This is a genomic window from Ciceribacter azotifigens (assembly GCF_048159625.1).
GTDB classification, from domain to species: domain Bacteria; phylum Pseudomonadota; class Alphaproteobacteria; order Rhizobiales; family Rhizobiaceae; genus Allorhizobium; species Allorhizobium azotifigens.
In genome coordinates this window covers 332208-347678 of the sequence record NZ_JBLQTA010000004.1, presented here as the reverse complement: position 1 = coordinate 347678, position 15471 = coordinate 332208, and the positions used below count along the sequence as shown (strand labels likewise).

At 66.0% G+C, this 15471-nt stretch carries 8 protein-coding genes; 5 read left to right on the top strand and 3 right to left on the bottom strand.

All coding sequences use genetic code 11. The features are described 5' to 3' along the window. Positions 1-145 precede the first annotated feature (145 nt). From ACM6UT_RS09025 to ACM6UT_RS09015, 3 genes are all read left to right on the top strand, one after another. Positions 146-2488, top strand: coding sequence for a glucose/quinate/shikimate family membrane-bound PQQ-dependent dehydrogenase (locus tag ACM6UT_RS09025; RefSeq protein WP_416797008.1), 2343 nt, complete (start codon positions 146-148; stop codon positions 2486-2488). 112 nt (positions 2489-2600) lie between these two features. Further along, positions 2601-3653, top strand: a complete 1053-nt coding sequence (locus ACM6UT_RS09020) for an endonuclease/exonuclease/phosphatase family protein (protein WP_416797007.1) — start codon at positions 2601-2603, stop codon at positions 3651-3653. Between the two features lie 91 nt (positions 3654-3744). Then, the gene (locus ACM6UT_RS09015) at positions 3745-4038 is read left to right on the top strand and encodes a DUF6074 family protein (RefSeq protein WP_416797006.1); all 294 of its coding nucleotides are present in this window, start codon (positions 3745-3747) and stop codon (positions 4036-4038) included. 36 nt (positions 4039-4074) lie between these two features. On the opposite strand, the gene ACM6UT_RS09010 is transcribed toward ACM6UT_RS09015, so the two are convergent. From ACM6UT_RS09010 to ACM6UT_RS09000, 3 genes are all read right to left on the bottom strand, one after another. After that, positions 4075-5439 carry a virulence factor family protein gene (locus tag ACM6UT_RS09010; protein WP_416797005.1) on the bottom strand — a complete coding sequence of 455 codons (1365 nt, stop codon included), beginning with the start codon at positions 5437-5439 and terminating at the stop codon, positions 4075-4077. Then, on the bottom strand, positions 5436-8018 hold the full coding sequence (gene mprF, locus ACM6UT_RS09005; protein ID WP_416797004.1) for a bifunctional lysylphosphatidylglycerol flippase/synthetase MprF: 2583 nt from the start codon (positions 8016-8018) through the stop codon (positions 5436-5438). The genes ACM6UT_RS09010 and mprF overlap by 4 nt, the downstream gene beginning before the upstream one ends. A 279-nt stretch (positions 8019-8297) precedes the next feature. Then, positions 8298-10889, bottom strand: a complete 2592-nt coding sequence (locus ACM6UT_RS09000) for an ATP-dependent helicase (RefSeq protein WP_416797089.1) — start codon at positions 10887-10889, stop codon at positions 8298-8300. A 280-nt stretch (positions 10890-11169) separates the two neighbouring features. Here ACM6UT_RS09000 and ACM6UT_RS08995 point away from each other — a divergent pair, with 280 nt between their 5' ends. Next, the gene (locus tag ACM6UT_RS08995) at positions 11170-12342 is read left to right on the top strand and encodes an efflux RND transporter periplasmic adaptor subunit (protein ID WP_416797003.1); all 1173 of its coding nucleotides are present in this window, start codon (positions 11170-11172) and stop codon (positions 12340-12342) included. Continuing rightward, positions 12339-15467 (top strand): efflux RND transporter permease subunit, encoded by a 3129-nt coding sequence (locus ACM6UT_RS08990; RefSeq protein ID WP_416797002.1) that lies wholly within the window; start codon positions 12339-12341, stop codon positions 15465-15467. The genes ACM6UT_RS08995 and ACM6UT_RS08990 overlap by 4 nt, the downstream gene beginning before the upstream one ends. Positions 15468-15471: the final 4 nt, after the last annotated feature.

Below are 15471 nucleotides of genomic sequence, written 5' to 3'. Positions count from 1 at the left end.
TTCACCGGAAAACCTCCGCATTTCGTGAACGATGACTCAAGAAGGCACGCGTCTTCGACGGAACTTTTCCGGAAGCCTCCAGTTGAGCCCGAGGCAGCCCCGGCCCGAGGGCCCGACCCCGTATTCCGATCGCAGGGGATCTCATATGACCAGAATCATTTCGATAATCATCTTCGGTGTGCTGGGGCTCGTCCTGCTCGCCGGAGGGATGCAGCTACTCATGCTCGGCGGCAGTCCGTTCTATCTCGTCGCGGGTATCGTGCTGACCCTTACTGCGGTGCTCATCGCGATGCGCCGTGCGCTTGCGCTTTGGCTCTACGGACTTTTCATCATCGTCAGCCTCGGTTGGGCGATCTTCGAGGTGGGGTTCGAGTGGTGGCAGCTTGCCGCCCGCGGCGGTCTGATCATCGTTCTCGGCCTCGTCCTGCTCCTGCCGGGCGTCAGGCGGCGGCTCGGCGATCCCTATGCGGACGAGCCGCGGCCGGCGAGCGCCATCCCGGTCGCGATCCCCATCGTCATCGCGCTCATCGTTGCCGGCTTTTCGATGACCACCGACCCGGCGGACGTTTCAGGATCGCTGCCGACGGAGGCCGTGGTCGCGCAGCCCAGGTACGGCGGCAATGTGCCCAACGACGAGTGGCACCAGTACGGCCGCACACCCTTCGGCCAACGCTATTCGCCGCTCGAGCAGATCACGCCGCAGAACGTCTCCTCGCTGAAGGTCGCCTGGGAATACCGGACCGGCGACGTCAAGTTGCCCGACGACGTCGGGGAGACGACCTACCAGGTGACGCCTCTGAAGGTGGGGAACACAGTCTACCTCTGCACCCCGCACAACTGGGCGATCGCGCTCGATGCCGCGACCGGCAAGGAGAAGTGGAAATACGATCCGAATGTCGGACTCAATCCCGACCGGCAGCACCAGACCTGCCGTGGGGTGACCTATTATGCAGACCCGGCCGCACCGGCGGGCGGTCCGTGTGCCGCGCGCGTCTATCTTCCGACCTCGGATGCGCGGCTGATCGCGCTCGATGCCGCCACCGGATCGGTCTGTACCTCGTTCGCCGACCAGGGCGTGCTGCATCTCGAAACCGGCATGCCCTACAACCCCGCCGGCTACTACTATTCGACCTCGCCGCCTGTCATCGCGCGGGGCAAGATCATCATCGGCGGCGCGGTCAACGACAACTACTCCACCAGGGAACAATCCGGCGTCATCCGCGCCTTTGACGTCGCGACCGGCGCGCTGGTCTGGAACTGGGACAGCGGCAATCCGGGAGAGACCGCACCGCTGCCGCCCGGCCGCACCTACACCGCCAACTCGCCGAACAGCTGGTCCGTCTTCTCCGTCGACGAGCAGCTCGGCCTCGTCTATGTGCCGCTCGGCAACCAAGTTCCCGACCAACTCGGCATGAACCGCAGCGACAACGTCGAGAAATACTCCTCCTCGATCGTCGCGCTCGATGTCGATACCGGCCGCGACCGCTGGGTCCGGCAGACCGTGCGTCACGATCTCTGGGACATGGACGTTCCGGCACAGCCGGTGCTCGTCGACCTGACCGGCAAAGACGGAACCGCCGTGCCGGCACTGGTCGGGCCGACGAAGCAGGGGGACATCTACGTTCTCGACCGGCGCACGGGCGAGCCCGTCATTCCGGTGCGGGAGATCCCGGCGCCGGGCGGCGCGATCGAGGGCGACTTCGCCGCGCCGACCCAGCCGATCTCCGATCTGACGCTCCGGCCGCCGCGCCTCAGGGAGCGCGACATGTGGGGGATCACCCTCATCGACCAGATGGTCTGCCGCATCAAGTTCCACCAGCTCCGCTACGAGGGGCAGTACACGCCGCCGTCGCTCGAGGGCACAATCGTCTATCCCGGCAATTTCGGCGTCTTCAACTGGGGCTCGGTCGCAGTCGATCCGGCAAGACAGGTGATGTTCGGCATGCCGACCTATCTTGCCTTCACCTCGCGGCTCGTGCCGCGCGACCAGATCGCGCCGAAGGGAGAGGACGAGAAGGCGAGCGAGCAGGGGCTCAACCGCAACGAGGGGGCGCCCTACGGCGTCTATATGGGCCCGTTCCTTTCGCCGCTCGGCATTCCCTGCCAGGCGCCGCCCTGGGGCTATGTCGCCGGTGTCGACCTCAGGACCGGCAAGACGGCCTACATGCACCGCAACGGCACCGTCTACGACATGACGCCGCTGCCGCTTCCCTTCAAGGTTGGCGTGCCGGGGATCGGCGGTCCGATGATCACCAAGGGCGGCGTCGCCTTCCTCGCGGCGGCCGTGGACGATTACCTCCGCGCCTACGATCTGACGACCGGCGAGCAGCTTTGGGAAGCGCGCCTGCCCGCCGGCGGACAGGCGACGCCGATGAGCTATGCTCTCGCGGATGGCAGGCAGTATGTGGTGATCGTCGCGGGAGGGCACGGTTCGGTCGGCACCAAGCCGGGCGACTATGTGATCGCCTACGCCCTGCCCAAACAGTAGTCGCGAGCTGTCCCCATTTCCGGCCGGCGTCAGCGCGATGCTGGTTGGAAAGTTCGCGTCATGCGTGTATGATCCCTGCTGTCCCGGCGTTTCGGGCGGACAGGGGGAAGTCATGCCGAACTATGCCGACCTCAAGCGGATCACCGACGTCGACAAACGCAAGCGGATTGCCCGCGGCCTCAAGGCGCTCCGGGCAGGGATCAATGCCGAGGGCGCGGCGATCCCGCCTAAATCGGCCTCGGACACGCTGCTGCTCGCCTCGTGGAACCTCCGCGAATTCGACTCCGGCAAGTACCGCTTCCGCGATGTCGAGCCCTATCACTACATCGCCGAGGTCATAAACCGCTTCGACATCGTCGCGATCCAGGAGGTCCGGAAAAGCCTGTTCCCGCTGCAGCAACTGAAGCGCATGCTCGGGAGCTGGTGGGATTTCCTCGTCACCGACGTGACGCTCGGCCGGTCCGGCAATTCCGAGCGCATGGCCTTCTTCTACGACCGCCGCAAGGTCGATTTCACCGGGCTTGCCGCCGAACTGGTGCTCGAGGAGGCGATCCCTGCGGCCGGCCGCCAGGTGCAGTTCGCCCGCTCTCCCTATGTCGCCGGCTTTCGGGCGGGCTGGGCCTATTTCACCCTCGTGACGGTGCACATCTATTACGGAGAGGGAACGCCGGTCGATGCGCGGCGTCTCGCCGAGATCACCGCGCTCGGCAAGACGATCGCGAGCAATGCCGGCGATTTTTCCGGCGCCAACGTCTACGGTCCGGAGGACAAGCCGAAACGCGACAACCTGCTGCTGCTTGGCGATTTCAATATCTTCAACCGCAAGGACGTGACGATGGAGGCCCTGACCGCCGCCGGCTTCCGCGTTCCAGACGCGCTGCAGACCATTCCCGGCTCGAATGTCACCAAGGACAAGCATTACGACCAGATCGCCTATTACAACGAGCTGCGCAGCATGCGGCCGACCGGCAGGGCCGGCGTCTTCGATTTCTACGACTGCGTCTATCGCGAGGACCAGGAGGCCGACTATGCCGCCGACCGGCAGGAGAAGCCCGGGCGCAGTTTTCGCGAATGGCGCACCTACCAGATGAGCGACCATCTGCCGATGTGGGTCGAATTCCAGGTCGACGACAGCGACGCCTATCTCGACGAGCTCGGGGCGTGAAGCGACCGAAAACGATCCATTTTCAAGGTGAGGCAACCGAACGTTAACCATGACCGTCCTAGACAGGAAGCATCACGTCAGGATGGTATGGATGACCGTAATCAAGACCGAGTATCCGGCAGCAACGCCGAAGGTCGCTTTTTTCCCGCTCAGGGGGCGTCGCGCCCTCATTCGCCGGTGTGCCCGCGAACTCGACGAGAGGAACGGGGAGGCTGCCGTCACCTATTGGCGCACCACCTGCCGCGGGCTCGGGGCCAAGCTTCTGGAGCAGGGCTGCCCGGAGCCGGAGATGCGCCGTCAGATCCTCGACTTCCAGGACATGGTGCAGCAGGAACTCCAGTGGCTGCATTGCGACGACCGTCGCCAGGGTCGCGCCGACAGCTGAGCACCGGCCGACCTCGAAGCGCAGGTCGAGTACGCTCTATTCGCCAAGCCGCGTCTTCAATGATGCGAGGATGCGGTCGGCAAGCGCTTCGTAGTCCTCGTCGAAATGGTGCCCGCCGGTGATGCCGATGCTCTCGACGCCGCGCGTCTTCAACGTCGGGCACGGATCGTCCTCTTCGTCGGTGCCGTAGATGCACTGAACGCGCTTCGGGTCGATCTTGGTGATGTCATCGACCGGATCGCCGGCACCGGCGCCGGAAACGCCCAGCCAGCCCTCGACCGAAATCTCGTAGTCGACCTGATGCGACAGCGCCATCAGGGTGATCTGGGCGACCCGCGCCCTGTCGTCCGGCGGCAGGAGGTTGTAGGCCGCCGGCAGCACGTCGGCGCCGAAGGAATAGCCGGCGAGCAGCACGTGGTGGACCTTCCACTTGCGGCGATAGGTGTCGATGATCCGCGCGAGATCCTCGGCGGTCTCCTTGGGGGTGCGCTGCGACCAGAAATAGTGGAGCGAGTCGACACCGACGACGGGGACGCCCTTTTCCTGCAGCACTGCACCAACCTGCCTGTCGAGGTCCCGCCAGCCGCCATCGCCCGAATAGATGATCGCCATCGTGTCCATGGCGGGCGTCGTGTCGAGGAGTGTGAGCGGAAGCCCGAGCGGGTCGTCGGCATTGCCGCCGGCGTCGACGCGGTCGCCGAGTGCCTGGGCGAGGGCGTCGCCGGCGGTGTCCTCGACGTCACGAACCTCGATGTCATTGTGATCCTTGACCAGCGAGGCGACGTGGTCGCGTCCGGCCCTGTCGGCCTTGGGTGAGAAGAGAACCGTCACCGGAGCCGGAAGCGGGCCGTCGGTCAGGCCATAGACCATGCGGTCGCCGATTTTTTGCTTCGCGGCGGGCGTGCAGAGTTCCTTGTCCAGCGGGATGCCGGCCACCGGATCGACGGCGATCGCCTCGCCGATGGTTGCAAGCGGGCTCTGGGCGATCATCGCGAGCGCGAGCGCGGCACCTTCGCCGATCCCGGCGACGATCGGCGGATTGAAGACGCTCGTTCCTGCCGCCCGCTGGACCTGATGGGCGAGCGACTCGACATCGGAGATCATGTAGACGCAGTCGCCGCCATCGGCGCGCAGCGCCTTGAGGTAGGCGGGGAAGTCGATGCCGACCACGATCGCGCCCTTGTCGACGAGCGCCTGCGCCTGCTGCTCCTCGTTGTCACCCCAGCCGCCCGCATCCGAGATCAGGAAGATATCGGCGCGCACCTCGCCCTCCGGTAGCAGGATATGGTCGGCCGGGATCATGCCGGGCTGGTAGGCTGCAGGCGCCCGGGCGGCGGCGATGCCGGGGGAGACGAGAAGGCCTGCGGCGAGCCCAAGGCCGGAAAGTCCGAGAGATTTCATTTCGCGACCACGCCTTTCATGCCGCCGCTGATCAGGAAGGTGATGTCCATGAGAGCCAGCGCCGCGCCGGTGCCGTTGGTGACGGCAAGGTAGCGCGGCTCCCATTGCGGATGGAATTTTGACTTGAAGGCCCTGAGGCCCTTGAAGTTGTAGAAGCGTTCGCCGTGCTCGAAGACGAGACCGCCGATGCGATCCCAGACGGGTGCCGTTTCGCGCCGCGACATGCCGGAGAGGGGCGCCATGCCGAGGTTGAAGCGGGTGAAGCTGGCCTCGCGCATGTATTTCATCAGGCTGATGAAGAGAAAATCCATCGCGCCACGCGGCGCGTCGGGCGCAAAGCGCATCAGGTCGACCGTCGCCTCCGCCTTCGTGGCCGTGGTCATCACGGTGGCAAAGGCGACGATCCTGTCGCCCTTGGTGAGGATCGCCACCGGCTGCGAGAGCACGTAATCCGGATCGAAGGCGCCGAGCGAGAACGACTTTTCCCGGGTATTGTGGTGGGCGAGCCACGCATCCGAGATCGCTGTCAGCTCATCTAGGATCGGCGGCACGTCCGGCGGTTCGACGATCGAGAAGACGAGCCCATCGCGCTGGCCGCGGTTATAGGACTGACGCAGCCCTGCAAGGCGGCTGCCGGCGAGATCGAATTGTCCGAGATCGACGGTTGCGAGTTCGCCGAGCTTGAAGGCGCGAAGACCCGCATCGATGCAGGAGGGCAGCAGCGCGGGCGTGATCTGGTAGAAGACAGCGCGACCGCCCGAGGCGCGGGCCATGTCGACGAACTGCCAGACGAGATCGGGGAAATCCTCTTCCGCCCCGACAGGGTCGGCGAGCGCGATCCAGGATCGCCCCTGAATGCCGTACATGATGAAGGCCTTGCCGCTCTGCGAGAAGAGCAGCCTCTTGTCGCCCATGCGCACGAGGTTCGCATCGGCCACGTCCTGGTCGTCCACGATCGCCACCGCACGCGCGAGATCGTCTTCAAGCGCCTCGCCTGGTCGGTGGGCGACCGGTCGCAACAGGCTGAACACCGCCACCGCCGCCGAACCGATCGCAAGGCCGAGCAGTGCCCGCAGGCCGCGCGGGGCTTCCTCGGAGAACTCGAACTGCCACCAGAGTTCGTGGCTGTACTGTGTGTCGCGGTAGACGAAGAGCAGGATGCCGGCGGCGCCGACGACGGTGACGGCCATTGCCGTCAGCCAGGCGGGACCGAGCGCCTGGCCGAAGAGCGAGGCGTGGCGGGTGAAACTGCCGGCGCTGGCGAGCATTGCGGCGATGAAGAGGCCGAGCGCGACCGCCTCGAAAACGGCGAGCGCCTTCATCAGCGAGAAGAGGAAGGCAATGGCCGCCGCCGCGAGCCCGACCCACCAGGCGCCGTCGAGACGCTGTGCGATGCCGCGCGACGCGACGACGAGCACGAGGCCGAGGATGCTCGACAGGAAATGTGCCGCCTCGACGATCGGCAGGGGCAGGAGCCCGGCGAGGAAATCAAGGTCGCCGTCGGGCGTCGGCGTGACGCTCGAGAAGATCAGCATGGCGCCGAGCATCAGCGCATAGGTGGAGAGGAGCGCGGGCACGAGCCGCACGGCGATCTGGGCGATCTCGGCGGCGAGCGGCTGTTTCGCGAAGCTCCGCAACTCGCCGACGACGGCGAGCGCGAGCGCAAACAGTAGCGGCAGGACGTAGTAGACCAGGCGGTAAAGCACCAGGCTGCCGAGCAGCTGGTCGGCGCTGACGGCGTTGCCGAGGCCGGCAATCATCACCGTCTCGAAGACGCCGAGGCCGGCCGGAACATGGCTGAGGACGCCGAGCGCGACGGCCGTCGCGTAGATCGCGAAGAAGGCGGGCCAGCCGACATGTGTCTCCGGCAGCAGGACGTAAAGGGCCGATGCGGAGCCCGCGAGATCGAAGGCGGTGACGAGAAACTGCCGGGACGACGTGCGCGTGTCGGGCAGGCGAAGCGTCACGCCGGCGATCTTGATCTCGCGCCCGTTTCTGCCGAGGAAGACGAGGGCCGCCAGCATCACGACGACGGCGACGGCACCGAAGCGGAGTGCCGGACCATTTAGGCCGACGATGTCGGCAACCCGAGGCGCGACGACCAGCAGTGCGAGCGCGCTGACTGCGGCGAGCCCGAGGCCGAAGGAGAGCGTCACGAAGGCGATGACACGGGCGATTTCGCCCGGCTGGAGCCCCAGCTTCGAATAGGCGCGGTAGCGGATCGCGCCACCGCTCAAGGGGCCGAAACCTGCGGTATTGCCGACGGCGTAGGCAATAAAGGCGGTCGTCACGACCGACGGCAGCGGCAGCTTGCGTCCGATATAGTCGATGGCGTTGGCGTCGTAGAAGGCGAGCGCGCCGTAACTGAGCGCGGTGAAAAACGCCGCCCAGAGGAGCGACCGCCAGGATCTACCCTCGAGTGCAGCGAGGACGTCGTCATAGCGCACCTCCGCGGTCAGGCGGTGGATCGCGAAGATCATCATCGTGAACACGGCGACGACGGCGACGGCCGTCAGATAGCCGCGGTAGCGGGACAGGAGCCGGCTCGCGCCGGAATGCGTTTCACTGTCGGGCAGCATGCCGGGATCCGTTGCGGGAGGTCTGGCGGGTTTCGCATGATTCGATGACAGGCCCGTGCCGACGATCGGGCGCGGACCGGGCAGGGGACTTTCGCGTGCAGCCGGGTTGGTGGAGGTCGGACGGCATCATCTCTCGTCGATCCTTGTCGAGGCTGACGCGGCCCCGGGTGGCGGGGACGCGCGCGATTGAAGCGTCTTTCAGACAACGAGAATGCGAAGGAATAGTGGCAAGCGGCCGGACGGTGGCGAGGCTGGGTGCGTCGGCGGGTTGCGAGGGGCTCACACCCGCTCGACGAACCCGTCCAGCACGCGTTTCTGGCCGGCCCGGTCGAAATCGATGGTGAGCTTGTTGCCCTCGATCGCCGAGATGTTGCCGTTGCCGAACTTCACGTGGAAGACGCGGTCGCCGAGCTTGAACTTCGACGGTTCGGAGCTCGTGGATTTGGCCACCAGCTCGCCCTCGATCGTCCTGCCGCGCGGGCCGCTCTCGCCGTAGCCGATGCGTTCCACCGCATGGCCGGAGCGGGTGCCCCAGTTGTCGCGGGTGGCATCCGACTTGTTCTGCTGGGCGCGCTTCCATCCGGGTGTCGAATAGGAGTTGGCGAAGGGATCGGCGCGATCGAAGCGTGACTGGCCGTAGCCGCCGCGCCCGTAGCCGCCGTAGGAGCTCTCCGCTTCTGCGACCTCGACGTGGCCCTGCGGCAGTTCGTCGAGGAAGCGCGACGGCATGGTCGACTGCCAGAGGCCGTGGATGCGGCGGTTGGAAACGAACCAGATGTGGCAGCGGCGCTTGGCGCGGGTGATGCCGACATAGGCAAGGCGACGCTCTTCCTCGAGGCCCGAGCGGCCGCCCTCGTCGAGCGCGCGCTGGTGGGGGAAGAGGCCTTCCTCCCAGCCCGGCAGGAAGACGGTGTCGAATTCGAGCCCCTTGGCGGAATGGAGCGTCATGATCGACACGGCGTCCATGTCCTCGTTCTGCTCGGCGTCCATGACCAGCGAGACGTGTTCGAGGAAGCCGCGCATCGACTCGAACGCTTCCATCGAGCGGACGAGTTCCTTGAGGTTTTCGAGCCGGCCCGGCGCTTCGGCCGACTTGTCGTTCTTCCACATGTCGGTATAGCCGGACTCGTCGAGGATCTGTTCGGCGAGCTCGGTATGCGGAGTCGTTTCAAGGCGTTCCGACCAGCGGCGGAAGTATTGAATCACGTCGAAGAGCGCCTTGCGGGCCTTCGGCTTCAGCTCGTCGGTCTCGACCATCTCAGCGGCGGCGGCGAGCATCGGGATGTCGCGCGCGCGGGCATAGTCGTGCAGCGCCCGGACCGTCGTGTCGCCCAGCCCGCGCTTCGGCGTGTTGACGATGCGCTCGAAGGCGAGGTCGTCGGCCGGCTGGCAGACGAGGCGGAAATAGGCCATGGCATCGCGGATTTCGAGGCGCTCATAGAAGCGCGGGCCGCCGACGACGCGGTAGTTGAGGCCGAGGGTCACGAAGCGGTCTTCGAACTCGCGCATCTGGAAGGAGGCGCGCACGAGGATCGCCATGTCGTTGAGGGCGTGTTTCTTGCCGTCGGCATCGCCGCGCTGCAGTCGTTCGATCTCCTCGCCGACGGCACGGGCCTCCTCCTCGGAATCCCAGGCGGCGTGAACCATCACCTTCTCGTCGTCCGGTTCGGTGCGGTCGGTGAACAGCGTTTTGCCGAGCCGTCCCTCGTTGTGGGCGATCAGGTGGCCGGCAGCGCCGAGAATGTGCTCGGTGGAACGGTAGTTGCGCTCGAGCTTGATGACCTTGGCGCCCGGAAAATCCTTCTCGAAGCGCAGGATGTTGTCCACTTCTGCCCCGCGCCAGCCGTAGATCGACTGGTCGTCGTCGCCGACGCAGCAGATGTTGACGGTGGGTTTTCCCTTCTCCCCAGCGGGGAGAAGGTGGTCCGAAGGACCGGATGAGGGGGACTGTCCGCCAAGGTTCGTGGGTGCCGCCCCCTCACCCGGCGCTTTCGCGCCACCCTCTCCCCGCTGGGGAGAGGAGGGAGATGACCGCTGCGCGAGCAATCTCAGCCACATGTACTGGGCGGTGTTGGTGTCCTGGTACTCGTCGACGAGGATGTATTTGAAGCGCTGGTGATAGTCGCGCAATACGTCCGGATTGGCCCTGAACATGCGGATCGGGTGCAGCAGCAGGTCGCCGAAATCGCAGGCGTTCAGCGTCTTCAGCCGGTTCTGGTACGCCGCATAGAGCTCCCGTCCCTTGCCGTTCGCGAAGGCGCGGGCATCACCCTCCGGGATCTGCGCCGGATCGAGGCCCTTGTTCTTCCAGTTGTCAATCATCGCGGCGAACTGGCGAGCCGGCCAGCGCTTGTCGTCGAGCCCTTCGGCCTGGATCAGCTGCTTGATCAGGCGGATGACGTCGTCCGTGTCGAGAATGGTGAAATCAGACCTGAGCCCCACCAACTCGGCGTGGCGGCGAAGGATCTTCACGCCGATCGAGTGGAAGGTACCGAGCCAGGGCATGCCCTCGACGGCGCCGCCGACCAGCATGCCGATGCGCTCCTTCATCTCGCGGGCGGCCTTGTTGGTGAAGGTCACCGCGAGGATTTGCGACGGAAAGGCGCGGCCGGTGGCGAGAATATGGGCGATGCGGGTCGTCAGGACGCGGGTCTTGCCGGTGCCGGCACCGGCGAGAACGAGCACCGGGCCCTCGGTCGTTTCTACGGCTTCGCGCTGTTCGGGGTTGAGGCCGGACAGATAGTCCGGGGTGCGGGCCTGATCGCGGGCGGCCATGGCGCGTGCGGCAATTCCGCCTGTCGCCGGCCCTGCCGGCTTGCGCGGCGGCGGCTCCTCATCGAAGAAGGGAATGTCGTCGTAACCGTTACTCATGGCGCCCAATGTAGTGATTCGGACCGGAAAGGCGAGTCAAGTCGTTCTGGTTTCATTCCGCCTCGGACCGGTTAGCGGTTCTTCTACAGGAAATTTCCGACGACGCCACCGATCCGCTTCCGTCTCCGCCGGCCGATGACAATTTGGTAATGTTCGCCGTCAGGCCTTGTCGTGCATCGACCCCGCGGAAATATTGGCGCATATATCGACCGAATTTGGACGCCTCCGATCGTCCGCGCCTCCCGCGCGGCTGTCCGGCAGTCCTCGCCGGAGCTTTTGAATGCCCGTCTGGAAACAGGTAATTGTTATTCTTGCGGTGGTTGCCGTTTTCGTCGCCGGCTGGGTAAGGTTCGTGCCGGGGGCCGGAGACATGTTGCTCCGGATGGGGGCACCCGCCGGACTGGTTGCGGTCCTGGCACCCGCCGACGAAACGGCGGCACCCGACGCCAAGGGCGGAGCAGGCGGCGAAGGCAACCGCCGTGGCGGAAATGGCGCACCGCTCGTTGTCGTGCAACCGGTCGGCATCGGCACGGTCAACGATCGGCTGTCGGCGATCGGAACGGGTGACGCGGTCCAATCGGTCACGGTGATGCCGCAGGTCGACGGTACGCTTGCCAAGGTGGCGATCGTCTCGGGACAGAGGGTCGCCAGCGGTGATCTTCTCGCCCAACTCGACAACGACGAGCAGACGATCGCGCGCGATCAGGCGCGGGTGGCGCTGAAGAGCGCGAGCGAGAAGGCCAACCTCTACGCCAATCTGAAGTCCACGGTGTCGCGCATCGACGCCTTCGACGCGCAGATCGCCGTCGAGGCCGCGAAGCTTGCGCTCGATACCGCGGAGCTCAACCTGAAACGGCGCGACATCGTCGCCCCGATCGACGGTATCGCCGGCATCATCACGGTCAATCCGGGGGACAACGTCACCACCTCCACCGTGATCGCCACGCTCGACGATCGCTCCGAGATTCTTGTCGATTTCTGGGTGCCGGAACGCTTTGCGCCGATCCTCAAGGTCGGCCAGGCCGTGGAGGCGACCGCCGTCGCACGCCCCGGCCAGCTTTATCGCGGGACGGTCGAGGCGATCGACAACCGTATCGACGAGGCGAGCCGCACGCTGCATGTGCGTGCCCGCATCGGCAACGAGAACGACGACCTGAGGGCCGGCATGTCGTTTACCGTCACCATGGCCTTTGCCGGCGAGGACCACCCGTCGGTCGATCCGCTTGCGGTCCAATGGGACGGCGACGGCGCCTTCGTCTGGCGCATCGGGAGCGAAAACAAGGCGGAAAAGGTGCGCGTCCGGATCGTCCAGCGCAATCCGGACACCATTCTGGTCGATGCCGACCTGCGCCCCGGCGACAGGGTGGTGACGGAAGGCATTCAGCGGGTGCGCCAAGGCGGGACGGTCCGGCCCGCCGGAGAGGAGGCCGGCGTTCCGGTCGCGAGCCAATGAACGGGCCGTTTTCGGATTTCCCCGGCGGCGGCAGCGCCGGCTTTACCGCTCTCTTCGTCAGGCGGCCGATCCTCGCGCTGGTCTTCAACGCGCTGATCGTCGTCGCCGGGCTTGCAGCCTTCTACGGCATCGAGGTCCGCGAACTCCCCGACGTCGACCAGCCGGTCATCACCGTGCGCACGACCTTCGACGGCGCGTCGCCCGAAACGATCGACCAGGAGGTGACAACCGTCATCGAAGGGGCTGTTGCGCGCGTGTCGGGGCTGAAGAGCATGTCCTCGACTTCACAATTCGGGCAGAGCCGGGTGACGCTCGAGTTCTCCGACAGCACCGATCTCAACGTCGCATCGACGGACGTGCGCGACGCGATCTCGCGGGTTTCGAACGATCTGCCCGACGACGCGGACGAGCCGCGCATCGTCAAGGCCGATTCGGATTCGCAGCCGATCATGCGGCTTGCCGTGACCTCTGACCGGATGAGCCTCGACGACCTGACCTTGCTGGTCGACAACCAGATTTCCGACCGCCTCGCGACGGTGGACGGCGTCGCCGACATCGAGATCTATGGTGATCAGGAGAAGATCTTCCGCATCGACGTCGACCAGGCGGCGCTGGCAAGCCGCGGGCTTACCATCGCATCGCTGACATCCGCGCTCTCCAACCTCGCCTTCGACGTGCCGGCGGGTTCGCTCACCAGCCCGACGCAGGACATCGTCGTGCGCGCGACCGCCGACCTCAGGACGCCAGAGGATTTCGGCAATCTCATCATACAGAACCGGGTGCGGCTGAGAGACGTGGCGACCGTGACCTTCGGGGCCGACACGGGGACGACCAGCCTGCGTGCGAACGGCCGGGTGGGGATCGGCCTCGGCATCATCCGGCAGGCGCAGTCGAACACGCTCAGCATTTCCGAGGGTGTGGCGGCGGCGGTCGCCGAGCTTTCGAAGACGCTGCCCGAGGGCACCGAGCTGCGCATCACCAGCGACGACGCCGTCTTCATCCGCGGCTCAATCGAGGAAGTGGTGCGCTCGCTGGTGCTTGCCGCCGTGATCGTCGTCGCGATCATCTATCTCTTCCTGCGCGACGCGAGGGCGACAATTATTCCGGCGGTGACCATGCCGGTTGCGCTCATCGGCACAGTGGCCGCGATCTACCTCGCCGGATTTTCGATCAACATCCTGACGCTGCTTGCCGTCGTTCTGGCGACGGGCATGGTCGTCGACGATGCGATCGTGGTGCTGGAAAACATCGTGCGAAGGCGCGGGCAGGGGCTAGGTCCGCGGGCTGCGGCCGTCCTCGGTACACGGGAAGTGTTCTTCGCCGTCATCGCGACGACGGCGACGCTCGCCGCCGTCTTCGTGCCGCTTTCGTTCCTGCCCGGGCAGGTGGGCGGGCTGTTTCGCGAGTTCGGTTTCGTGCTCGCCTTTTCCGTCGCGCTCTCGGCGCTCGTGGCGCTCACCCTTTGCCCGATGCTCGCCTCGCGGCTCCTGAAGCCGCACGAGCACCGGGAAGGCGGCGATCCGCTCGGCCGTTTCGGCGACGCCTTTTCGCGCTTCTACCGCAGGACCCTTCACGCGTGCCTCGGCGCGCCGGTGATCGTCTTCGCCGTCGCGGCCCTGTTTTCGTTCGCGGCGCTTGCGGCCTTCTCGTTGATCACCAGCGAACTCACGCCACGGGAAGACCGCTCGGCGCTGATGCTGAGGGTGACGGCGCCGCAAGGTGTCAGCCTCGAATTCATGCGCGACCAGATGCAGCGGATCGAGGAGAACCTCGAACCGCTCCGCAAGAGTGGAGAGATCGCGAATCTCTTCTCCATTTCGGGTTTCGGCAGCAGCAAGAACAGCGGCTTCATGGTGCTGACGCTCGCCCCGTGGGAGGAGCGCAGCCGCAGCCAGGACGAGATCGCCGCCGACGTCAACGCCGCCGCAGCGCGTGTGCCGGCGGTCAGGACCTTTGCCATGCAACCGAACAGTCTCAGGATCCGCGGCGGTGGCAGCGGTCTGCAGTTCGCGCTCGTCGGCGCGGATCACCAGACCCTGACGAGCGCGGCGACGCGACTGGTGTCGGCGATGGAGGAAAGCCGACGTTTCGACGGTCCGAGGCTCACCAACGACATCAGCCAGGCGCAGCTCTCCGTCACCGTCGACCGCGAACGGGCCGCCGAACTCGGCATCGACTTCACAGGGCTGTCGCAAGCCCTGCAATCGCTCCTCGACGGCCGTTCGATCGGCGACGTCTTCGTCGACGGGGAGGCCTATCCGGTAAAGCTCACCTCTACCACCCGGCCGATCGACGATCCGACCGACCTCGAGAACGTCTTCCTGAGGACCGCGGACGGCAAGACTGTGCCGATGTCGGTGATCGCCTCGCTACGGGAAAAGGCGGTGGCGCCGTCGCTGACCCGCGAGCAGCAGCTCGCCTCGGTCGCGATCACGGCAGGTCTGCCGAGGGGGATTTCGCTCGGTGACGCCATGTCGGAGATGCAGGCGATCGCCGCACCGCTGCTGCCGCCCGGTGCGCGCATCATGCCTCTCGCCGAGGCCAAGACGCTGACCGAAAACTCGAAGGGCATGGGGGCGACCTTCGGCTTTGCGATCGTCATCATCTTCCTAGTCCTGGCGGCACAGTTCGAGAGCGTCGTCTCCTCGCTGATCATCATGGCGACCGTGCCGCTCGGCCTCGCCTGTGCTGTCTTCGCGCTGCTCCTCACCGGCTCGTCGCTCAATGTCTACAGCCAGATCGGGCTGGTCCTGCTGGTGGGGGTCATGGCCAAGAACGGCATCCTGATCGTCGAGTTCGCAAACCAGTTGCGCGACCGTGGGCAATCGGTGCGCGAGGCGATCGAGAATGCGGCGAACCTGCGCCTGCGGCCGGTGATGATGACGATGATCTCCACGGTCCTCGGCGGTGCGCCGCTGGTGCTCGCGACGGGTGCGGGGGCAGAGGCGCGCGTCGCACTCGGCTGGGTCATGGTCGGCGGGCTCGGGCTCGCCACGGCCGTCACACTCTACGTGACGCCCGTCGCCTATCTGGCGCTGGCGCGCTTCTCGAAGCCGCACGCGGACGAGGAAAAGCGCCTGCATCAGGAGATGGCGATCGCGGCCGCGGTCGAGGCTGGCGAGTAGGTGC